The sequence below is a fragment of the bacterium genome (assembly GCA_024228115.1).
GTDB lineage: Bacteria > Myxococcota_A > UBA9160 > UBA9160 > UBA6930.
On sequence record JAAETT010000004.1, the window covers coordinates 1 to 21,155 of the forward strand.

General features: G+C 65.1%; 24 protein-coding genes and 1 tRNA gene. 13 read left to right on the top strand and 12 right to left on the bottom strand.

The window, feature by feature from the left end; translation table 11 throughout:
- Positions 1-122 precede the first annotated feature (122 nt).
- The 8 genes from GY937_00070 (at position 123) to GY937_00105 (ending at position 7,714) form a co-directional block, all read left to right on the top strand.
- Positions 123-263, top strand: a complete 141-nt coding sequence (locus GY937_00070) for a hypothetical protein (protein MCP5055101.1) — start codon at positions 123-125, stop codon at positions 261-263.
- A 131-nt stretch (positions 264-394) separates the two neighbouring features.
- Positions 395-757, top strand: coding sequence for a zinc ribbon domain-containing protein (locus GY937_00075; protein MCP5055102.1), 363 nt, complete (start codon positions 395-397; stop codon positions 755-757).
- A gap of 184 nt (positions 758-941) precedes the next feature.
- On the top strand, positions 942-1,742 hold the full coding sequence (gene folD / locus GY937_00080; GenBank protein ID MCP5055103.1) for a bifunctional methylenetetrahydrofolate dehydrogenase/methenyltetrahydrofolate cyclohydrolase FolD: 801 nt from the start codon (positions 942-944) through the stop codon (positions 1,740-1,742).
- A 5-nt stretch (positions 1,743-1,747) separates the two neighbouring features.
- Entirely contained in the window at positions 1,748-2,812 is a 1,065-nt protein-coding gene (gene gcvT / locus GY937_00085) for a glycine cleavage system aminomethyltransferase GcvT (GenBank protein ID MCP5055104.1), read from the top strand.
- Positions 2,813-2,846: 34 nt separating this feature from the next.
- On the top strand, positions 2,847-3,254 hold the full coding sequence (gene gcvH, locus GY937_00090; GenBank protein MCP5055105.1) for a glycine cleavage system protein GcvH: 408 nt from the start codon (positions 2,847-2,849) through the stop codon (positions 3,252-3,254).
- A 35-nt stretch (positions 3,255-3,289) separates the two neighbouring features.
- Complete coding sequence (locus tag GY937_00095; protein MCP5055106.1) at positions 3,290-4,624, top strand: aminomethyl-transferring glycine dehydrogenase subunit GcvPA; 1,335 nt, start codon at positions 3,290-3,292, stop codon at positions 4,622-4,624.
- Between the two features lie 17 nt (positions 4,625-4,641).
- Positions 4,642-6,108, top strand: a complete 1,467-nt coding sequence (locus GY937_00100) for a glycine dehydrogenase subunit 2 (GenBank protein ID MCP5055107.1) — start codon at positions 4,642-4,644, stop codon at positions 6,106-6,108.
- 10 nt (positions 6,109-6,118) lie between these two features.
- On the top strand, positions 6,119-7,714 hold the full coding sequence (locus GY937_00105) for a M48 family metalloprotease (protein ID MCP5055108.1): 1,596 nt from the start codon (positions 6,119-6,121) through the stop codon (positions 7,712-7,714).
- Between the two features lie 31 nt (positions 7,715-7,745).
- Here GY937_00105 and GY937_00110 read toward each other — a convergent pair whose 3' ends face one another.
- Entirely contained in the window at positions 7,746-8,606 is an 861-nt protein-coding gene (locus GY937_00110; protein ID MCP5055109.1) for a tetratricopeptide repeat protein, read from the bottom strand.
- A 72-nt stretch (positions 8,607-8,678) separates the two neighbouring features.
- On the opposite strand from GY937_00110, the gene GY937_00115 reads away from it, so the two are divergent.
- A tRNA-Sec gene (locus tag GY937_00115) sits at positions 8,679-8,777 on the top strand.
- Positions 8,778-8,925: 148 nt separating this feature from the next.
- Complete coding sequence (locus GY937_00120) at positions 8,926-9,270, top strand: HPF/RaiA family ribosome-associated protein (GenBank protein MCP5055110.1); 345 nt, start codon at positions 8,926-8,928, stop codon at positions 9,268-9,270.
- A 10-nt stretch (positions 9,271-9,280) separates the two neighbouring features.
- On the opposite strand, the gene GY937_00125 is transcribed toward GY937_00120, so the two are convergent.
- The 6 genes from GY937_00125 to moeB are packed head-to-tail and all read right to left on the bottom strand — an operon-like array spanning position 9,281 to position 14,472.
- Positions 9,281-9,685 carry an SCP2 sterol-binding domain-containing protein gene (locus tag GY937_00125; GenBank protein ID MCP5055111.1) on the bottom strand — a complete coding sequence of 135 codons (405 nt, stop codon included), beginning with the start codon at positions 9,683-9,685 and terminating at the stop codon, positions 9,281-9,283.
- Positions 9,678-12,407 carry an excinuclease ABC subunit UvrA gene (uvrA, locus tag GY937_00130; GenBank protein MCP5055112.1) on the bottom strand — a complete coding sequence of 910 codons (2,730 nt, stop codon included), beginning with the start codon at positions 12,405-12,407 and terminating at the stop codon, positions 9,678-9,680. The genes GY937_00125 and uvrA overlap by 8 nt, the downstream gene beginning before the upstream one ends.
- Positions 12,408-12,412: 5 nt before the next feature.
- The gene (locus GY937_00135) at positions 12,413-12,751 is read right to left on the bottom strand and encodes an SCP2 sterol-binding domain-containing protein (GenBank protein ID MCP5055113.1); all 339 of its coding nucleotides are present in this window, start codon (positions 12,749-12,751) and stop codon (positions 12,413-12,415) included.
- Positions 12,752-12,792: 41 nt separating this feature from the next.
- The gene (locus GY937_00140) at positions 12,793-12,960 is read right to left on the bottom strand and encodes a hypothetical protein (protein MCP5055114.1); all 168 of its coding nucleotides are present in this window, start codon (positions 12,958-12,960) and stop codon (positions 12,793-12,795) included.
- 11 nt (positions 12,961-12,971) lie between these two features.
- Positions 12,972-13,313: a hypothetical protein gene (locus GY937_00145; protein MCP5055115.1), complete on the bottom strand. Its 342-nt coding sequence runs from the start codon at positions 13,311-13,313 to the stop codon at positions 12,972-12,974.
- Between the two features lies 1 nt (position 13,314).
- Positions 13,315-14,472, bottom strand: coding sequence for a molybdopterin-synthase adenylyltransferase MoeB (moeB, locus tag GY937_00150; GenBank protein ID MCP5055116.1), 1,158 nt, complete (start codon positions 14,470-14,472; stop codon positions 13,315-13,317).
- Positions 14,473-14,618: 146 nt separating this feature from the next.
- Here moeB and GY937_00155 point away from each other — a divergent pair, with 146 nt between their 5' ends.
- Positions 14,619-14,960: a hypothetical protein gene (locus tag GY937_00155; GenBank protein ID MCP5055117.1), complete on the top strand. Its 342-nt coding sequence runs from the start codon at positions 14,619-14,621 to the stop codon at positions 14,958-14,960.
- Positions 14,961-15,074: 114 nt separating this feature from the next.
- On the opposite strand, the gene GY937_00160 is transcribed toward GY937_00155, so the two are convergent.
- The 4 genes from GY937_00160 to GY937_00175 form a co-directional block, all read right to left on the bottom strand.
- Entirely contained in the window at positions 15,075-15,494 is a 420-nt protein-coding gene (locus tag GY937_00160; protein ID MCP5055118.1) for a hypothetical protein, read from the bottom strand.
- Between the two features lie 278 nt (positions 15,495-15,772).
- Positions 15,773-17,275 carry an alpha-L-fucosidase gene (locus tag GY937_00165; GenBank protein ID MCP5055119.1) on the bottom strand — a complete coding sequence of 501 codons (1,503 nt, stop codon included), beginning with the start codon at positions 17,273-17,275 and terminating at the stop codon, positions 15,773-15,775.
- Positions 17,276-17,459: 184 nt separating this feature from the next.
- Complete coding sequence (locus GY937_00170) at positions 17,460-18,002, bottom strand: cytochrome b/b6 domain-containing protein (protein ID MCP5055120.1); 543 nt, start codon at positions 18,000-18,002, stop codon at positions 17,460-17,462.
- A 146-nt stretch (positions 18,003-18,148) separates the two neighbouring features.
- Positions 18,149-18,541 carry a hemerythrin domain-containing protein gene (locus GY937_00175; GenBank protein MCP5055121.1) on the bottom strand — a complete coding sequence of 131 codons (393 nt, stop codon included), beginning with the start codon at positions 18,539-18,541 and terminating at the stop codon, positions 18,149-18,151.
- A gap of 128 nt (positions 18,542-18,669) precedes the next feature.
- Here GY937_00175 and GY937_00180 point away from each other — a divergent pair, with 128 nt between their 5' ends.
- Positions 18,670-19,338 (top strand): Crp/Fnr family transcriptional regulator, encoded by a 669-nt coding sequence (locus tag GY937_00180; GenBank protein MCP5055122.1) that lies wholly within the window; start codon positions 18,670-18,672, stop codon positions 19,336-19,338.
- A 36-nt stretch (positions 19,339-19,374) separates the two neighbouring features.
- On the opposite strand, the gene GY937_00185 is transcribed toward GY937_00180, so the two are convergent.
- The gene (locus GY937_00185; GenBank protein ID MCP5055123.1) at positions 19,375-20,382 is read right to left on the bottom strand and encodes a class I SAM-dependent methyltransferase; all 1,008 of its coding nucleotides are present in this window, start codon (positions 20,380-20,382) and stop codon (positions 19,375-19,377) included.
- A 34-nt stretch (positions 20,383-20,416) separates the two neighbouring features.
- Between GY937_00185 and GY937_00190 the strand changes: the two genes are divergently transcribed.
- Positions 20,417-20,716: a hypothetical protein gene (locus GY937_00190; protein MCP5055124.1), complete on the top strand. Its 300-nt coding sequence runs from the start codon at positions 20,417-20,419 to the stop codon at positions 20,714-20,716.
- The last annotated feature ends 439 nt before the right edge of the window (positions 20,717-21,155 follow it).

Genomic DNA, 21,155 nt, shown 5'->3' on the forward strand with positions numbered 1-21,155 from the left:
GTCGAGCCGGGAGGGCGTTCGCCCTGGGTCAAGGACCTTTCGACCCGGAAGATCTGAATCGGAATCCGGAACGGCGGGCTGCGTCGCCCCCCGGCCAAATGATCAGATTTCTACGCTTCTGAGTGAGCGTCTACACCTTCGGGGTGGCGAAGCGACAGGTGGAGCTCGACCCGGGCTCGCGACATCGGCGAAAACGGGCGCGCATCGAGGGCCCTTCGGAGCCGCTCGAACAGCGCTTCCGTGAGCTGGCAGGGGCTTCGTGAGTCGGCTACCCACCTCCCCTCCGGCGGGCATACGCTGTCTCCTGGCGGGCTCATGCAGCCTGCCGGTGGCCTTGGGCCGCCTGCCAGCGAGCCCCGCGACGCGGAACACCTGACCCTGCTGAGGAAACTGCATGCCGCTCTACGACTACCAGTGCAAGGGCTGCGGCCATGAGTTCTCGCGGGAACAGCGGATCACCGAGAACCCGCTGAAGAAGTGCCCCGAGTGCGGCGCCATGAAGTCCAAGCGTCTGATTTCCCAAACGGCGTTCGTCCTGAAGGGGAGCGGTTGGTACAACGATCTCTACGCGTCGAACAAGCCGGCCAAGAAAGAGGACGGCGGCAAGGACGACTCGGCTGCAGAAAGCTCTGACGGCAAGAGCGAGGACAAGTCCGACAAGAAGCCCAAGAAGGACGGCAAGTCCAAGGGCGGCGGCAAGAGTGGCGGAAAGAGCAGCGGAAAAGGCGGCTCCAAGAAGGGCAAGAGCGCAGCCTGACGCCTCACCGGTTGGTACTCTCCTGCCCGTTCCGGCCAGGGGCGCAGGGACGGAATTTCGCTCCGTCGCACGGCGCCCGGTGCCCCCGGATCTCCGCAGTTCTTCACCCAGGAGGGACTCCCCCGTGTCCAACGAGACCGTCGTCGTCGACGGCCTGGCTCTCGCCCAGAAGCTCCGCAAGGAAATGGGCGATGAAATCGAAAAGCTCACCGCCAATGGAGAGCGCGGCCCCTGCCTCTGCGTCATCCGGGTGGGCGACGATCCGGCCAGCGCCTCGTACATCAAGGGCAAGCGCCGTGCGGCGAAACGCATCGGCATGGAGTCGATCGAGCACCACTTGCCGGAAGACACCACGCAGGAGGCGCTGCTCGAGCTCCTGGCCGACCTGAACGCCGACGACCATGTGGATGGCATTCTCGTTCAACTCCCGGTGCCGCCCCAGATGCAGGCGAACCGAATCGCCGAGGCGATCGATCCGGCCAAGGATGTCGACGGGGTCGGCACCATCAATGCGGGGCGACTCGTGATGGGCGAGGACGGGCTCTTCTCATGCACTCCCCTCGGCATCCTCGAGATCCTGGATCACCACGGAATCGAGATCGAGGGTGCCCACGCCGTCGTCATCGGACGAAGCATGATCGTCGGAAAGCCGATCTCCCTGCTCCTGCAACGACGCAACGCCACCGTCACGATGTGCCACTCCCGCACCCGTGATCTGGCGGGGGTCTGCCGCAGCGCAGACATCCTGATCGCCGCAACAGGCCGACCGCGCATGGTCCAACCGGATTGGATCCGACCCGGCGCGGCAGTCATCGACGTGGGTGTCAGCGATGTAGACGGTGTGCTCGTCGGTGATGTGGACTTCGAAGGTGTCCAGGGGATCGCTGCGCTGGTGACACCTCATCGGAGAGGCGTCGGCCCCATGACCATCACGATGCTTCTGCACAATACCCTGCGCGCCTACCGTGCCCGGAACGGAAGTTGACGGGCCTGCAACGCACCCCGCTCCATGAGGCGCACGTCGCACTCGGCGCCCGGATGGTCCCCTTTGCCGGCTTCGATATGCCGGTGCAATACGATTCGATCAAGGAAGAGCACGCGGCCGTCCGTCAGACGGCCGGGCTCTTCGACGTCTCCCATATGGGCCAGATCCACTTCACCGGGCCCGAGGCAGTGGCGACGGTCGAACGGCTGGTCACCTGCCACGTAGCGAGCCTGCGCGTGGGGCGCGTGCGCTACGGCCTGTTGTGCAATGAGGAAGGCGGCGTCGTCGATGACGTGACGGTCTATCGAACGGCCGAAGATTCCGTCTTTCTCTGCGTCAACGCGGCCAACGTCGAGAAGGACTACCGGTGGTGCGTTCGGCACGCATCGGAAGCCGCCGGAGTGCGCAACCGGAGCACCGAAACCGCGCTGCTCGCCCTTCAGGGGCCGGCCAGCGCAGCGATCCTCTCCAAGCTCGGTGCCGCCCCGCTCGACGGGATGCGCCGCTTCCGATTCGTGGACGCGGAACTGGCCGGCGGAAAGGTGCTCCTCTCCCGCACGGGCTACACCGGTTCCGATGGCTTCGAGATCTACGCACCCGCCGCAGCCGCCTTGGGCCTGTGGCAGGCCCTGACGGATGCAGGCGCCCGCCCTTGCGGCCTGGGTGCCCGAGACACCCTCCGCCTGGAGGCCGCCCTGCCCCTCTACGGCCACGAACTCGACGATTCGACGTCGCCCCTCGAGGCCCGGCTCGACCGCTTCGTGAAGCTCGAGGCCGGCGGTTTCATCGGCGCCGAGGCGGTTCGCCGCTGCGCGGAGGCGGGGCCGAAGCGCCTCCTCACAGGCTTCGAGATGGTGGGGCGCGGCATCGCCCGAGCCGGCTATCCGATCGCCAAGCAGGGCGAAACCGTGGGCGCCGTCACGTCGGGCGGCCCTTCTCCGACGCTCGGAAAATCCATCGGCCTTGGCTACGTTCCGCCCGCGCTGGCCGAGCCCGGCCAGGAGTTCGACATCGTCGTTCGTGACAAGCCCGTAGCGGCCCGGGTGATCGAAACACCATTCGTAAGCTGAGCAGCCGAGCGCTGCCAGGAAGGATTCCGACAACGTGGGCGACTACGATATTCGCGACGATCTGCGCTACTCGGCGGAAGACGAGTGGGTGCGCAGCGAAGCCAAGGGCGTCACGATCGGCATCTCCGACTATGCCCAGCAGCAGCTGGGAGATGTCGTCTTCGTCGAACTGCCCGAGGTCGGCCGCCTCCTCGAAAAGGGTGAGCCGCTGGGCGTGATCGAATCGGTGAAGACCGTGGCCGATCTCTACGCGCCCATTTCCGGCGAGGTCCTGGAAATCAATCCGGCCCTCGCGGAGACGCCCGAGGCCGTCAACGACGATTGCTACGGCGAAGGCTGGATGCTCGTGCTCTCCGTGGCCGACCCCAGCGAGGTCGAGGGCTTGTTCGATCGTGCGGGATACCTCCAGCACATCAAGGATCGCGAGGATCAAAGCACCTAGCATGAGCTGGATCGCGCTCCCTCAGAGCACCTAGCGTGCGCTACATCCCCCATACCGACGACGACATCCGGGAGATGCTCGCCGTGGTCGGGCAACCGGATGTGGATGCCCTCTTCCATGTGATCCCGGAAGAGTTGCGCTTCAAAGGCGTGCTCGACGTCCCCTCGGGCCAGAGTGAGCTCGAGGTGCAAAAACGGCTCGGCGAGCTTGCAGCGGCCAACACGCAGAGCGGCGGAGACGCCTGGTTCCTCGGCGCCGGAACCTACGCCCATTTCGTACCCAGCGCGGTCGATGCACTGATCTCCCGGGCGGAGATCACGACCTCCTACACGCCCTACCAGCCGGAGATCAGCCAGGGCACGCTGCAAACCATCTTCGAGTGGCAGACGATGATGGCTTCCCTGACGGGCCTCGAGGTGGCCAACGCCTCCATGTACGACGGCGCCTCGGCCACGGCCGAGGCCGCGCTGATGGCCATGCGGGTCACCCGTCGCGAGCGCATCCTGGTATCCGATGGCGTTCATCCCCATACCCTTCACGTGCTGGCGACCTACCTGGGAGGGCTCGGTGCACGGATCGATGCGCTTCCCCTCGGCGACGATGGACGCACGGCGGGCGCCGTGGTGGCCGACGACGTCGCCTGTGTGATCGTGCAGCAGCCCAACTTTCTCGGCTGCATTGAGGAACTCGGTGCGTTCGGGGAGACGGTGCACGCCGCCGGCGCACTGTTGGTGGCGACCGTCGGCGAGGCTCTTTCGCTTCCGCTACTTCGCCCACCGGGCGATTGGGGGGCCGACATCGTCTGCGGCGAAGCCCAGAGTTTCGGCGTGCCCGTCGGTTTCGGGGGCCCTCATCTGGGTTTCCTGGCCGCCCGCATGAAGCACGTTCGCCAGCTGCCGGGACGCCTGGTCGGCGAGACCGTCGACGCCCGAGGCAAGCGAGGTTTCGTGCTCACGCTCTCGACCCGCGAGCAGCACATCCGCCGGGAGCGGGCGACCTCGAACATCTGCACCAACCAGGGCCTCTGCCTGACCATGGCCACGATCTACCTCTCGCTGATGGGAAAGGCGGGCCTGCGCGAGGTGGCCCTGCAGAACCTGGCCAAGGCCGAATACGCCAAACGAAAGCTGCAAGAAGCCGGTCTCGAACTGCCCTTCTCCGCGCCCACCTTCAATGAATTCGTCGTGCGCGTGCCCGACACGCCTTCAGCAGCATTGGCCCGCGCCAGAGAGGCCAAGGTGACCGGCGGGCTCGACCTGACGCGCTTCCGCCCCCAGCTCGGCCCGGCTGTGCTCGTTTGCGCAACGGAGCTCTGCAGCCGAGAGGGCATCGATCGGTTGGCCGCTGCATTGTCGGGAGCGCCCGCATGAGCAACGCCACGCGCGGGATCTCCTACGAAGAACCCCTGGTCTTCGAACGCAGCCGCCCGGGCCGACGGGGCGTCGATCTTCCGCCCCTCGACGTGCCCGAGGTGGACGCCGAGGCGCTCCTCGGTGACGCACTTCGAACGGAGCCCGCGACGCTTCCCGAACTCTCCGAACCGGACGTGGTTCGGCACTTCACACGCCTCTCCACCTGGAATGCAGCGGTCGATCTGGGCCTCTACCCGCTCGGCTCGTGCACGATGAAATACAACCCGAAGCTGAACGAGCAGATCGCACGCTTTCCCGGCCTGGCGCTCGCCCATCCGCATGCGCCGGTCGAGGAGGTGCAAGGCCTGCTCGAACTCATGTTCGAGCTCGAGAACCTGCTTGCGACGGTCAGCGGCATGGCCCGGGTCTCGCTGCAACCTGCAGCGGGCGCCCAGGGCGAGCTGGCAGGTGTGATGATGATCCGCGCCTACCACGAGAGCCGCGGCGATACCCGCCGACGCAAGGTGCTGATCCCGGATTCCGCCCATGGCACGAACCCGGCCAGTGCGGCCCTGAACGGCTACGACGTGGTGGCCGTACCCTCGGGCGACGACGGCCTCCTGCATCCCGAGGCCGTCGAAGCGGCCATGACCGACGAAATCGCCGCCCTGATGGTGACCAACCCGAACACGCTTGGGCTCTTCGAGACGCATATCGCGCGTATCTCCGAGATCGTCCACTCCGGTGGAGGCATGGTCTACGGCGACGGCGCCAATCTGAATGCCCTGCTCGGCCTCTCCCGGCCCGGCGACATGGGCATCGACGTCATGCATTTCAACCTGCACAAGACCTTCTCGACGCCCCATGGCGGAGGCGGGCCGGGCGCCGGGCCGGTCGGCGTCGTAGATGCACTCGTGCCTTTCCTTCCCGTACCCGTGGTGGAGCGCACAGAAGCGGGCGCGTACCGCTGGGACGAGAATCGCCCCCAGACGATCGGCCGCATGCACGGCAACCACGGCAATGTCGGCATGATGGTGCGGGCCTACGCATACATCCTCTCCCTCGGGGCCGACGGTTTGAGGCGTTGCGCCGAAATGGCCGTGCTGAATGCGAACTACCTCCTGGAGCGTCTGCGGGAGCACTACCACGTGCCGTTCCCGGGCACGGTCATGCACGAATGCGTGCTCTCGGATCGAGGCCTGGCGGACACGGGCATCACCACGCTGGACGTCGCCAAGCGCTTGATCGACCACGGCTACCACCCGCCGACGATCTACTTTCCCTTGATCGTCGCGGGCGCCTTGATGATCGAACCCACCGAGAGCGAGGACCGGGAGGGCCTCGATCGCTTCGCCGATACGATGATCGAGATCGCCCGCGAGGCCCACGACGATCCGGAGGCCCTGCGCCACGCGCCGGAGCGGACGCGCCTGACCCGACTCGACGAAACCCGAGCCGCCCGAAAGCCCATCCTTCGATGGCAGCCGCCGGACGCTTCCTGACCCCTGGCGGATGGCCACAGCAGGACGCCTTCTAGCGATCGTCGCGAGCCTCGTGCTCGTCGCCTGCATCCAGAACGACGGCAGCCGGAACCCGCTTTCGGATTTCGGCAAGGTCAGCATCCAGGACGAGCGCAAGCTCGGCTACGAAGTGGACATCCAGCTCCAGGACAACCTGGTGCTGATCGAAGACGCCCTGGTCCTCTCCATGCTGAACGACCTGGGCCAATCCCTGGTCGCAACCCTCGGTGAGCAACCCTTCACCTATCGCTTCCGCGTCCTCGTCGACCCCTCGCTGAACGCCTTCGCCCTGCCGGGAGGCGCGATCTATTTCCATAGCGGCACCATTCTCCAAGCAGGCAACCTGGACGAGTTGGCGGGTGTGATGGCCCACGAAATCGCGCACGTGAAGGCCCACCACTACGCGCGGCAGGCGGAAGCCGCGGCCATTCCCGGCCTGCTCGCCCAACTGGCCGGGGTGCTGGCCACCGTCGCTACCGGACAGGCGGAGCCCTTGCTGATCGCCCAGGGCGTGAACGTGGCCTTGCAGCTCCAATACACCCGCGAACTCGAAGCCGAAGCCGACAACCTCGGAGCCACCTTCATGGCGCGGGGCGGTTACGACCCGCAGGGAGCGGTCCGCTTCTTCGAGCGGGTCCTCTCCGACCAGCACGATCCCGGCATCGAGATTCCCCCCTACCTCTACAGCCATCCGGCCGTCGAGAGCCGCATCGAGGTCGGTGCCCAGCGCGCAGAGAAACTCACCATCACGGGGAAGAAGCCGCCCGGCCTCGAGCGCGCATTTCGCGCCACGCAGTATCGCCTCGCGCGCATCATCGAATTGCGACGGAATGAACTCAAGGAGGTCGTTGGCGCCCGCAATGCCAAGGCCGACCCGCTGCTCGCGACGGCGGGCCTCGAGGCAAAGTCAGGCGACACGGAAGCAGCGCTCCGCACGCTCACCAACGCCGAGGCCCGCTATCCGGCCGATCCGCGAATCCCCTTCCGACGCGGCGAGCTTCTCGCAAAAGCGGATCGGCCCGCCGAAGCCATTCCGGCCTTTCGACGCGCCCTGCTGCTCGATCCGGACGTCGCCCTCAACTACTACTACCTGGGCCTGGCCCACAGGAGACTGGGCGAGAGGGTCCAGGCCACCTTCTTCCTCGAACAAGCGGCCCGCCGCTTCGGAGGCCGTGGCAACCTCCCCAAACGTGCCCGGGAAGCGGCGCGACGGATGATCTTTCCCGTCGTCGGCAACTCCGGGATCTCCGATGGCGCCGAGACCCCAGCCGCCGACACACCGGCCGGCCGTTCGCGCCAGCTCTTCAGTGCCCGTGACGAGCGGGTGGTCTGGTGGGCGTGGATCGAGGAAGACTACGTCAGCCGTCGCGAAGAAATCACCGTACGCTGGACCGACCCCCGCGGCGGCGTCGCCCAGGATGAGCCGGCCGCAAGCATCCGGCGCCCCCACGCACGCTCCGAACTCGAACTCAGCCCCGATCGCCTCTCCTACCACGGTATCTGGCGCGTCGAGGCCTACCTCGATGACGACGTGATCGACCGTCGAACCTTCCGGATCGTCCCGGAAACGGGCAAAGCCGAGCGTTAGCCTGGCCGGGCTCGCGCCCCCTGGTGGCTCCCTACTCGTCCACCCTCTGCCGGGCGATCTCGGACCAGTTGCCATCGGGCACCTGTTGCAAGTAGCGCCGCCAATGCTCGCGAGCCTTCCGGTTCAGCTCGAGCTTTTCATACAGCAGGGCCAGGTTCAGGTGGGCATCGGAAAAGAACGGATCGGCTTGAAGCGCCGCTTTGTAGTGGTGCACGGCCGATTCCCGACGCCCCTCTTCCTCGCAGAGATTCGCCAGGTTGAAGTGGGCCTCCAGATGCGAAGGCTCTCGCTCCAATGCGGCCGCGTACCAATGGCGCGCCTGATCGCGATCTCCGTGATTGAAGTACAAAGTGCCCAGGTTGCAGTGAGCATCCGCGAAATCCGGATCGAGGGTGATCGCCTGGCGATAGGCTTCGATGGCTTCCCGCAGGCGTTTCGGCTCGGCGTCGAGTTCGCAGCCGCGTTCGAACCACGCCAGCGCTCCGGCCTTCTCGTCGCCCTCCCCTCCGAGAGGCGTCGGCCGCATCTCTGCCTTCGATGAAGCGTCGAAATCGATGGCGAGCTGTCCATCCGGTTCCATCAACGCATCGCCATCGCGAACCGCCACCCGGCCAGCTCCGGCGGTAGAAAGGCGCAGCGCGTGCAACGGGCGTTCGAGCTCCGGCAGGCGATTCTGGAGAGCCAACAGACTGCGGCGGATGCGGCGCACCGAAACGCCTTCTTCGACGAGTGTCAGCAGCGAACGCACCTGCAGGAGGTCTTCGAAGGCAAACACGCTGCGACCGTCCGCATCCGCGGAACGGCGCACGAGATCCGTACGCTCCCAGTAGCGCAGTCGTTCCGACGACACACGCAGGATCTTGGCGGTATCCGCCCGCGAGTACACTGCCACCCCCCGGTAGGCCCACACCAAGTGTAACGCGATCCGCGCGAGGGAAAACCGTTTTCTCTATCTTCTCGGCCTGGAAGCGTATCGAGTGCTGGTGCCTCGCCCGGACTTCAAATCCGGTGGAAATCGTGGCGACACGGTTTCGGCGGGTTCGATTCCCGTCCGCTTCCGCCAACCTGGCGTTCTGCGAGCTCGAACTCCATCCGCTTCTGCAGTGCGCACCTCTCCGGCAATTCCACAATTTTCGCCATTTCTACGGATGGGCGAAGCGAATGCCGAACCATCGCATGGTAAACTCGGTTTGAACGAACACGGGGGACTCATGGCGAACGGACGCGTGGATTTGCACGTCAAGGAAACGGACCTCTCGGACGACGCACGTCGCAGATTGGAGGAGCGCTGCCAATCGGTTGTGGATGAGTTCCCGGAACTCACCCACCTCGAAATCACCCTGGCTCCGGACGGCCCGGGGCACGCGGCGAGCGCCCACGCCACAGGCAAGCACACCGAGGCGGCCACCCACGCAAAGGGAGAGAAGGCCACGCAGGTCGCCGATCTGGCACTGCATAAACTCGAACACCAGCTGCGGAAGGTGCACGACAAGCGCATCTTCAGCCGCCGTCGGGATGCCCGCAAACACCCGGCCAAACGGATCGAGGACGGCTAGCCCTCTCCGCCTACCCCAGGATCAGGTGAAGCTTGAGGGCGAGCTTGAAATCGCCCTCGAGACGCACCCGACGTTTTCGGAAAGCCTCCGGCGCGGAGAGATTGCCGGCGTTCAGGCTTTGCCAGGTCTCGATATCCAGACGGACGCGTAGGTCCGGCGCCGGGGCCTCACCCACGACACCCACGACCACGCCCTGGGTGACCCTCAGGTGGTAGATGCCCTGCTCGTGATCCGTGAGGATGAACTCGAGCACCGCTTCGGTTCGTGCCAGTCGACGCCGACGGCTCTCGTCCGCGGCAACCGAAGCCGGCACCCATCGCGTGAAGAATTCTTCGGGATGGATGTCAACGGGCGGTACGGCGCGGTCCGACATGGTTCCAGCGATCTTATCGAAGGGCTCGGAGACATCATCCATGCTCTCCCCGGAGCGCCGCTCCGGTGAATGACTTCTTCACCTTGGCAATCGCTGCGGGGGGCCCTTCCGCGAGGATCCGGCCGCCGCCCGGTCCGCCCTCGGGGCCCAGATCGATGATCCAGTCGGCAACGCGGATCACATCCAGGTTGTGCTCGATCAGCACCACGCTGGCGCCTGCATCGAGAAGTGCGTCGAGGCAGGAGACGAGCACCTGGATCTCTGAGACGTGCAGACCCGTCGTGGGCTCATCCATCACGTAGAGAGCACCCGGCGTTCCCGCGGCCAGGGCCTGAGCGATCCGAAGGCGTTGGAGTTCGCCTCCAGACAAGGTCGAAAGCGGTTGCGCGAGGGTGAGATAACCCAGGCCGACCCGGCACAGCGGCTCGAGCCGCGGCCCGATCGTCTTCTCCGCGGCAAAAAGTTCCCTCGCCTCCCGAACAGGAAGCGCCAGCACATCGACGATCGAGAGGCCGTTCACCGTGATCTCGCGAACCTCGGGCTTGTAGCGGGTACCGTCGCAATGCTCGCATGGGATGCGCACATCCTCGAGGAACTGCATGTCGACCACCGTCTCGCCGCTGCCTTCGCAGGGCTCGCAGCGGCCGCCGGGCACATTGAACGAGAACCAACCCGGAGCCAAACCACGGCGTTTCGCTGCAGCCGCCTTGGCGAAGCGTTTCCGGATGCCATCGAACGCCTTCGAGACCGTCGCCGGATTCGATCGTGCACTTCGGCCCGGCGGCGTCGGCTCGACCACCACGACCTCGGAGATGCGGTCGGCTCCGAGAATCTTCTCGCAGGGGCCGCGCTCGCTCTCCTTGCGGAGTTGTCCGACCAACACGGAGCGAATCAGGGTCGATTTTCCCGCTCCGCTCACCCCGGTCACCGCAACCAGTTGCCCCAGCGGGATGCTGACATCGACGTCCCTGAGATTCTGGGCGCTGGCGCCCTCGATCCGCAGCGCGCCATTGGCATCGGGTCGGAAACGCCTCTCGAGCTTCAACTCGCCGGCCAGCAGCCGGCTCGTCGGCGAGTCGCTTCGGGCGGCGACCTCTTCGACCGTCCCCTCCGCGACGACCTGCCCGCCTTCCCGGCCGGCGCCGGGGCCCAGATCGACCAGATGGTCTGCGGCGGAGACGATCTCCGGCGCGTGCTCGACGACGACCAACGTGTTGCCCTGGTCGCGGATCGAGCGCATCACGCCGAGCAACCTGCCGACATCCCGCGGATGCAGACCGACCGAGGGCTCGTCCAGAACATAGAGCGCCGAGGTGAGGCCGCCGCCGAGCGCCGTCGCGAGCTGAATGCGTTGGGCCTCGCCTCCCGATAGCGTGCGCATCTGGCGCGCCAGGCTCAGATAGCCGAGGCCCACCTCGAGCGCTGTCTCGACACGAGCTTCCAACAGCGCGAGGAGCCGTTCACCCCGCTCCTTCCGACCGGCCTCGAGTTCCAGCGCGCCTAGCCATGCCGCCAGCTCCTCGATCGTGAGCTTCGATACTTCGCCCAGGTGACGCTCCCCAACGACGACCTCGAGCGCCTCGCGACGCAGCCGGTGCCCCTCGCACTCCGGGCAAGGATCGTATTTCCGGTAGCGGGCGATGGCGATTCGCGCCTGCACCTTGTAGCGCCGGGATTCCAGGTACTCGAAGTAGCCCCGGATGCCGTACCAATCGTCATCCCCCTCGATCACCCAGGCACGCTGCCGGGCTCCCAACTGCCGCCAGGTGCGGCTGGGGTCGACGCCGGCTGCGGGGCATGCGCGCAACAGATCGCGTTGGCAGCTGCGTCCGCTCGGGGTTGCGAATGGTGCGATCGCGCCACTCTTCAGGCTGACGCCCGGATCGGGCACGACCTTCTCGAGATCGAGGGCCGCCACACGACCGAACCCCTGACACGTACTGCAGGCTCCGAGCGGGCTGTTGAAGGAGAAGAGTGCCGGTTCCGGTGTGGGATGGCGGCGCCCGCAGGCTTCGCAGACGAAGCCCTCGCGAACGGCAACGATGTCGCCGCCCTCGGGAACGAAGATCGCTTCGCCGAAGCCCCGCCCCAATGCCGCTGCGAGAGCTTCCGCGATGCGGCTACGACCCTTCTCACCGATCGCCAGACGATCCACGACCGAAAGCAGATCCTTCCGCTCCCGGTCGAGACGCGCGTCATCGACATCATCCAACTCGAACCGATTCCCGGCCCGATCGAGCAGCCGGGTCCAGCCCTCGCGGCCGAGGCGCTCGCGAAGATCTGCTGCCTGCTCCTCGGAGCGGAGGGCGATCGCCAGGCTTCCCCGCTGCCCTGAGAATCGTTCGAGCAGACGCTCCGTCCAGCTCTGCACCGTGCCGGCTTCAACCCGTGCACCACAGCACGTGGTTTCGCCGATCTTGGCGTACAAGAGGCGCAGGTGATCGAGGATCTCCGTCGCCGTTCCCACCGTGGAGCGGGCATTCGTGACCGAGTTGTGCTGTTCGATCGCGATCGCTGGTGGCAGGTTGCTCACCAGGTCGACATCCGGCCTGGGAAGACGCTCCAGGAACTGGCGCGCGTAGGTCGAGAGCGACGCGACATAGCGCCGCTGCCCTTCGGCATAGAGGGTATCGAAGGCCAGGCTCGATTTTCCCGAGCCCGAAACGCCGCTCACCACCGTGAGGCTGTAGAGGGGAATCGTGCACGAGGCGTTCCGGAGGTTGTGGGTCCGGGCATTCTCGATACGAATCGCGGGTACGTCCATGACGATCAGCGCGCAGGAAACAAGCTGCGGAGCTTCATTGCGACGCCGAGATTCCCCTCGACCTCGAGACGCCCCTGCATGTGCAACACATCCGGGCTGGTGGTGCCGGACAACATCGAATAGAAATCTCCCGCATCGACCTGCAGAAGGACATCCGGGTCTGCAACGGTTCCCGAGCCGATCTCCGCCCGGCCCGGTTCGAACCGAAGGACAAGGGAACCACCCCCCGTCCCACGGAGATCGAGTAGCGCGACGGCGGTCAGATCACCGGATGCATTCGGATCGAAGTGCACCCTCAACCATTCGGCCAACTCGTCGAGGCAACGGGGATTCGCAGCGGGCACGCGCGGAGGGTACCCCACGTCGGGGAAGTCCACGCCAGGAGTCAGGCGCCCGTCGAGAGCTCGTCGTAGATCATCGTGACGCTCAGGTACTCGCCGGTCTCACTCTGAGCCATGTGGAGGACATTTACCTCGGCAGAGGCGAGGAATTTGTTGATGTCCTCCTCGACCTCTTTTACGAGCCCTCGTACCACGAGACAACGTATCGCCATGCCAGAAGTCCTCAGTCTTCGCCCCGCCCAGCTTGGCGGCTTGCCTCCGAAGCGTAGCGATCCTTGCCGAGCTTGCGCGCTTGCGCCTCCACCCGAGCCCAGGTCGCCGCAGGAAGTGTCCGTTCGAGTGCCTCCGCCACCTGCCGCACGAGAAAGGCGTCCCCGGCCTCCACCGCTTCCTCGAGCAAGCGATCGAGCTGTTCCGTGGCACCCGCCTTCACCAGGAAGACGATGGATTCCTGCTGCCGGCCTTCCTCGAGATAGGCTTCCGCCAACGCGAGCGCCTTGGCCCCATCGGTATCACCCTCGACCAGGTGGCGTCGTTTCAACGGATCCGGAATTCGAGTGGCCATCTCAGTACCGCGCAATCTCGGGGTCGACCGTCAAGGACCAGGCCTCGATCCCGCCAACCAGGTTGGTCAAATCACTGAAGCCTGCCCTCGCCAGGATCTCGCAAGCCTGGGCGCTGCGCCCACCATGGTGGCAATGCGCGACGATGGGTCGATCCTTCCAATCCAAGAGCTCGGCGAGCCGATTCTCCAGCTCTCCCAGGGGAATCAAGGTGGCTCCCTCGATACGCGCTGTCTCCCACTCGTCCGGGTTGCGAACGTCCAGCAACAAGAAGCCCTCATCGGCAGCCAGCCTGCGCTTCACATCGGTTGCCGAAATCTCTTTCACCACACTCTCCTCGGTCGCCCCCGGAACGCCGCAGAATCCCTCGTAGTCGATCAACTCCGTCAGCGTCGGATTCGTCCCGCAGATCGGACAATCCGGATCCTTCTTCAGGCGGTACTCCTGAAAACCCATCGCGAGCGCGTCGTAGGTGAGGATGCGCCCGATCAGGGGCTCACCGATGCCCGTGAGCAACTTCAACGTCTCGGTCGCCTGGATCATCGCGATGACCCCGGGCAGGATCCCGAGCACGCCGCCCTCGGCACAAGAGGGCACCGAACCCGGCGGAGGCGGTTCGGGAAACAAGCAGCGGTAGCACGGGCCTCGGCTGGCATCGAAAGTCGAAGCCTGGCCTTCGAAACGAAGAATCGCTCCGTAGACCGTGGGTTTACCCAACAACACGCAGGCATCGCTCGAGAGATAACGGGTGGGGAAATTGTCCGTGCCGTCCACGATCACATCGTAGTCCTGGAACAACTCGAGGGCGTTCTGCGAGGTAACGCGCTCGGTGATCGTATGGACGGTGACGTCCCGGTTCATCGCCTGGATGCGCTCGCGAGCCACCTCCACCTTGAGCCGGCCCACATCGGCTGTGCCGAAGAGCACCTGACGCTGCAGGTTGGAGGGCTCGACCACGTCGAAATCCGCAAGCCCCAGGGTGCCGACGCCTGCGGCCGCAAGGTATTGGGCCAGCGGGCAACCCAGCCCACCTGCGCCGATCAGCAGGACCCGGCTTTCGAGCAGACGCCGCTGCCCCTCCACCCCGAACTCAGGAAGGTTCAGGTGCCGGCGGTAGCGATCGAATTGGTCCGGCCGCAGCAGCGGCTGTGCGTCGGGCATGAGGCAGAGAGAGTAGCGATCGCCGCGGCCCGAGACCCGGGAGCAGGAAGTCCTACCCTGTGAATCGCTGGAAGGGTCCGATCGTCCTAAGGTTGGACCATGCTCTGGCTGGGCAGCGGAACGGACCTTCAGGAGAGCGACATCCAATGCGAAAGACCCAACGAGCCGGCCGGCTGCTGAGCGTGGCGGTGGCCGCAGTGCTCTTCTTCTCGGCAGCTCCCGCCGATGCCGAATGCAAGGGGATGCGCACATTCAGGGGGCGGATCGTGAAGCTCGAGAAGGCTGCCCTCACGGTGCAGAACAAGAAGGACGACAAGGTCACGTTCACGCAAGCCAGGCGCCTGGCGATCGTCGATCGGCGTGACCGCAAAGAGCCGGCAACGAACTGGAAGCAACTCCAGAAGAACATGCTCGTCAGCGTGTGCTGGAAGTTCGACGACGAACCGCCTCGCGCGTACAAGATCATCGTGCAGAACGAGGCGGACTGAGTCACTCGGGACGCTGCGCCCGGCGTATCGCGCATTCGGCAGGATCGGCCCCGATCCCGCCCATCGAGTGGCGGGATCGGGGCCTCGGCTCATCCTGGGAGCGCGAAGACCCGACTAATCGACGTCTTCAGCGACGTCCTCTTTCTCGAAGACCTCGATCGCAAAGGCCCAGCGCGGCGTCGCCATCGCAGAGCGGGGGCCGCAGATTCGGATCCAATCGCCCGTCTTGATCTTGCCCACGGCGTTCTTCGTGCCGGTGACGATCGCCTGGGGGTGAGCGGCGAACGGAATCGGTTCGCCTCCCTGACGGATCGTGATCTCGCGCATCTTCTCCTTCTTCTTCGGCTTCAGGCTCACGACGACCTTGGCGTTCTTCTTGTTCGACTTGACCTGGCCTTCGAAGCTTCGGCCCTCGTACGTCGAGCCATCGGCGCCCTGGCCGGAGCAATCCGCTGCGGTTGCGGCTCCCGCGAACAACCACGCGCCTACGCTCAATGCCACTACCACCCACAACGGGTTCCGGACGATTCGCATCTCGAACACTCCTTTCGCATTTCTTCGAATGATCGGCCGGCCACTTCGGTTCCGACCGTCGGCCCTCGCCTCCGCGAGGAAAACTGCTCTGATCTGACGTTGCAACTCCCCTACCGATTCACGGCGGGAACTCGCATCCCTTTTTTGTTGGCCCCGAGGGGCATCCCGATCTGGGACCGGAAGGTGGGATCCATCCGAGTACCACGTAACCCGGCGACTCTACTGCAAGAGCCCGGCCGGTCAACGATTTCGAGCCACCGCCCGGGGCGGCGGATGGGCTAGGAAACCGGCAGGGGCTCAGGAGTGATTCGGAGACTCCAGGCGACATCGCTGGTCACGGCCTCGGCCGGAATCGTGACGGTCGCGCCGTACGCGGAGGGCTCCCACTGGAGGGGGGCCGTACGCCCCAGCATGCCGACCTCGCTTCCCGCCGCGAGTTCGATGGGCAGCGCGACCTGCCCGGAGCGGGCTACCGAGAGCAGCGTCGCGAAGACCACCCCGTCTTTGCTCGTGAAGCGAATCGCTCTCCCGTCCTCGGTCCGAGACGCGGCGAGCTTCCAGGGCCGCGTCTCGAAGATGGCCTCGCCATGGACGTCGAGCCATGCCCCCAGGCCCTCGAGACGCTCGGATTGTCGATCGGGAATCGTTCCGTCGGCCCTGGGACCCACGCCGATCAGCAGGTTCCCGTTCTTGCTCACCACATCGACCAGCAGATGAACCAGCGCCTCCAGGGAGAGCGTCTCCGAGTCGCCCTCCTCCCGGTTGAAGCTGAAGGAATTCCCGAGCCCGCGCGCCAGCTCCCACTTGCGCTCGCCCGCCGCCGCGGGCGTGTCGTATTCGGGGGTTCGGAAATCGCCGTGAGCAGCGGCAGGAAAGCCGAAGCGTCGATGCCGCCGGGGAAGCAGCGGCCACAGCCGGTCCCCATGATGCAGCAGCGCGGACACGAAGCGGTTGGCGAGTGTCCCCGGCCGCGGCAGAGAGAATTGGGCCCAACGATCATTGGCAACGCCATCGGGAACCGCGGCGTAGTAGGTGGACAGCAGCGCGTCGAGATCCACTGAAGCGGGAAATGCCACATCGTTCCACAGCACCGCCGGGCGGTAGCGCTCCACCAACTCGCGCACTTGCGCCTCCGCGTAGTCCGCGTACTCCGCCGATCGCGGAACCGCCAGCACGCAGTCGCCGAGGGTCCGAATCACCCGGCCTTCGAAGCTCGCGTCGAAGCCGCCGCAGTAGTAGAGGCCCATCTTCATGCCGGCTTCCCGTACTGCCGCGGTCACGCCCCCAACGAGGTCTTTCGTCGTTCCCCAGCCCCGACCGGGTTGGGAGCCTCCTCGGTTCGTCGTCTGTGCACTCGGCCACAACGCGAAACCGTCCATGTGCTTGGCCGTCAGCACGACATAGCGCGCACCGGCTCTCGCGAAGAGTCTCGCCCAGGAATCCGGATCGAAGCCGGCGGCGTGCTCGTCGAAGCGGGCGCCCAGGTCCGCGTAGGAGGCCGCCTCTCCGTAGACTTCACGATGATGACGCCAGGTGGGACTGCCCGGGATCCGCACGCTGTTCACGTACCACTCCGCGTAGGGATTGTGCGCAAAGTAGTGGCGAGGCCCCTTGCTCGCGAAGATCTCCTGGATATCCCCGGAAAGCGGAGCCCAGCCCGGTACCGAATAGGGCCCCCAGTGAACGAACACGCCCAGCTTGGCGTCGTCGTACCAGGCCGGAAGCGGACGCTGGCCCGTCGCGCTCAATCGACCATCGGCCCGGTGACAGACGCGAGGCACCAGCCGATCTCAGTATCGAGCCTGCCCTTCACGTACGGAGGTTCGCCCACCTCTCACCGGTCCCGCCAGATGGGAGTGAAGGCGCTGCTGAAACGCCCAGAGGGGCGGGAGCTACAGGCCATCGAGTTCTTCGTCGACCATGAAGTCGTGGACGAGCACGATGCCACCCGGCCTGAGCGCCGTTCTACTCGACGTCGAGGTCCATGGCGTTTCCCTCGTGATCGGTGTGGAGGGGCGGCGGGGTGCGACCGAGCAGTTCACCCGCACGCGCTGCCATCTTGCCTCGCGCCTTGAAGAGGTGCAGCGGGATCGAAGCCGCAAGGGCCCAGGTCCCGAACAGATGAATCGTGAGGGTTGCATCGAGCCAGCCGCGAGGCAGGTCGAGATCGGCCCAGAGCAACACGCCGCTGGCGGATAGGGCAACCGAGAGCACCACGATCATTGCGAGGTGAACTTTGCGCCACGTCCAGAAGGGATCCGGCGGCCCCAGCCGACGCGCCGCGTCCCGCAGGAGGGGTCGGGCGGCCAGGCTGAGAGCGAATACGGGTGCGGCGAGCAGAGCCCATCCCACCCAGAGGTGGGCTTCCAGGATCTCCCGGCCGTAACCGCCGATGAACCGGCCACGAAGGTCCGGGTCACCGATCATCCAGTCGGTGGCGATCAGGGCGATCACCGCGGCTGCCTGAACGTGGTGAAACCAGCGCCTGACGATTCCGGGATTGGGCATGAGGCCTCCCAGCCTACCGGCAAGCGGTCCGGTTTCCGACGCAAGGGGAGCAGATATTTCTACTCCCGGGATAGGACGAGGGGCATGCTCGGAGGGACAGATCTCTCGTGGGTTGCCTCTCCGAAGAGACTGGCTCGATACCCGAACTAGCGCGCTGCCAAGACGTCCCGATCCAACTCTGCGACGAGCTTCTCCTCTGCGGCCTCGTGTATGGCGAACATCCTGGCGAACGCTCCGAATACCCGACCGGCCTCATCCAGGCAATTCCTCTCGAGCAGCCCTCCGATCTCGCCAAACTTCTTGCGGAAGACGTGATGAGCCGCGGCAAATTCCTCGACGGACCTGCGGGCCTCGGGCCGTAACGCCGCGATCGGGGGATAGTAGAGACGATCCTCTTGCTCGAAGTGGGCTTCGAGCGCCTCGCGCAGCCGACAAAAGGCATCGATCGCAGGCGCACCGAGTCCCTCCTCGAGAGACCGCCGAGTGCTCTCGAACAGGCCGTCGAGCGAGCGATGGGCTGCCACGATGGAGTCGCGCATGGAGGAGCCTCCCTGCTGATCGCCGTTTCCCAACTGCGCCGCACCCCCAATGTTCACCCAGTGGCCCCGGATCCGATATGATCCGGAACATACCCTACGTAGAAATTGGCCATCCAGAAAGCGGCTGAGTGCACGCAAACCGCGATATCGACCTCGAGCAGGCGGAATTCTTCCGCGCCCTGGGACCTGAGCGCCGCGCCAGCGTGGGCCATACGGTCCTCGAAAAGAAGCTCGAGCGCGGGCGCGTCCTCTTTCTGGAGGGGGAACCCGCTGACTACCTCTGGGTGGTGAAGCAGGGCGAGGTCCGCCTCTACAAAGCGTCAGCCAACGGGCGCCTGATGACGCTCGAGATCCTGCGCCCCGGCGAGATGTTTGGCGCCGTATCGGCCCTGGATCAGGATTGCTACACGGCCAGCGCCGAGGTGGTGATCGAAGGAACCGCCTGGATCATCCCTCGCCGTGTCATGCTGAAACTGGTGGCGGAAGTGCCCGCCGCAGCCATCGAGATCCTCGTGGTTGCGTCGCGGCGCCTGCACGATGCCCACGAGCGGCTCCGCTCGGTCGCTCACGATCCGGCCCGAACCCGGCTGGCTCAGGCATTGCTACGCGCCTCGCGAGGGGGCAAAGCAGAAGTCACGCGGCGCGCGCTCGCCGAGGCGGCGGGCACGACGGTGGAGACAGCGATCCGCGTGGTGCGCCGCTTCGAGCAGGAGGGCGTGATTGCGGGCGAGGTCGGGCGCGTGACCATCATCGACGTGGACGCCCTGGAAGAGATCGCGGCCAACGGTCCTACCTGAGCCCGCCTGCGATCCGGAGCGTTCCGCGGCTGGGAGTCAGTGCTTCTCCGCGACGATTCGCCAGTTCAAGTCCGCAATCTTGGCTTTCTCTGCATCCGTCCAGGCCTGGCCACCCGTTTGAAGTAGATCCAGCGATTCTTCGACCCAGGGCGGCAGGACGCGGATCGCCTCGAGGGCCCGGACCACTCTTCGCCCGTTGAGGATCAAATCGCGTTTCTGCTCGCATAGCGGCCAGGCTTCGCTCTTCGACGGTGCCGAAATGAGAATTTCGAATCCGGCCCTTTCCAAAGCCGCACAGACATCGGCCGGGTACATCGATTGGGTGGCTGCCAGCGTCGGAAGGTAGGTCTTGTGAAGCGCTGAGTGCTCTTCGTTGTTCCAATCGAAATACGGGCTCAACAAGTACTCAGAACAGGCGTACCGAGAACCGGGCTTCATTACGCGGTACATCTCCTCCGCGCAAGCATCCAGCTCCTCCTTCTTGAAGAAGGGCCAGACGGCTTGGAAGGAAAAACACCCGTCGAAGCTCTCCGACTCGTACTCGAGCGGCTTGTGGTGATCGCCCACCTTGAAGTGGAGCCGATCGCTCATTCCACATTCCGCCGCCCAGTCGATCGCGTTTTCGACCTGATTCGGGTCAATGTTGTAGCCGGACACCTGGCCACCGGTCATCGTGGCGAAGTAGTGCGAGATCCTCCCTCTCCCGCATCCCATATCCAACAGATGGGACTTGTCGGGCTTCTCGAGATCCATCTCCTTCAACACGGCCTGCTCGCACAACAGCTGATTCCCATACAAGCCGAGGGAATCATCCAGCTGGGGAGGGATGTAGAGTTTTTCCAGATCGAAGACCGACAACATGTTGTTCAGGACCTTGTAGTAGTCCGCAACGGCCTTGGTCTCGTCCTCTGTCTTTGTCTCTTCACCGGCCTGCATTCGCTGAAAGAACCGATACGCGTCGACACACGCTTGCTTGTCTTCTTCGGGCAGCGTGGCCAAACGCTTCAGCCCGATGAACGCGGTCTTGATCCTGTACCAATTCAATCTGTGCACCTCTGCCTGGTAGAACCGGTAGAGAATACCCGAACAGAAGCTTCGAACCCGTGCCTCGAGCAGATTGTCTTGGTCCGGGTTCGCAAAGGCGAGAAGCTGGCCCGGCGCCGCCCCATTCGACGCCATCCTCGTAACCGCCGCGCCGCCCGAGGTGCCCAATCCTCTGATCGAGCAACTCGCGGTCCGCGGACGCCTGGTCGTCCCCGTCGGCCGCTGGAACCAACAACTCGTCGTGCTTACGAAGAGCGAAACGGGCTTCGAGCGCGAGGTGATCTTTCCCGTGCGCTTCGTCCCGATGACGGGGGAGATCCAGCGACCCCGCTGAGGGCTTCGACAGGAATTCGACCGCAGTCTGGCGAAAGCCCGGACCGGGGACAGGAGTTCCAACAAGGGATCATGTCCGATAGGGGGATCGCTTGACAAGTACCCCATGGGGGGATCAAGGGCTCATCGCCAAGGGTGCAACCCATTGGGCTTGATCACGCTTGCCCTCTCGCGCAGCCGGTCGACGCGTTGACCCCCTACCGGACGTCTACGCTCCCTCTTGCTACTTAGCCACTTCAACGCCGCCGCCATCTTGGCGGTGTCGGCCCCGAGGCATTTGAAGCCGCCTCAAACTGCGGCCCCTAACCCGAATAATTCATGAAGAAGTCGCGTTCCTGAATTGAAGAAGGCCCCAGTTGCGGTAGAAACGTGTTGCGACACGCGTTTCCCCTCAACAAGGGCCCCTTCATGAAGCCGGATACTACCGCACAGACTGTCAC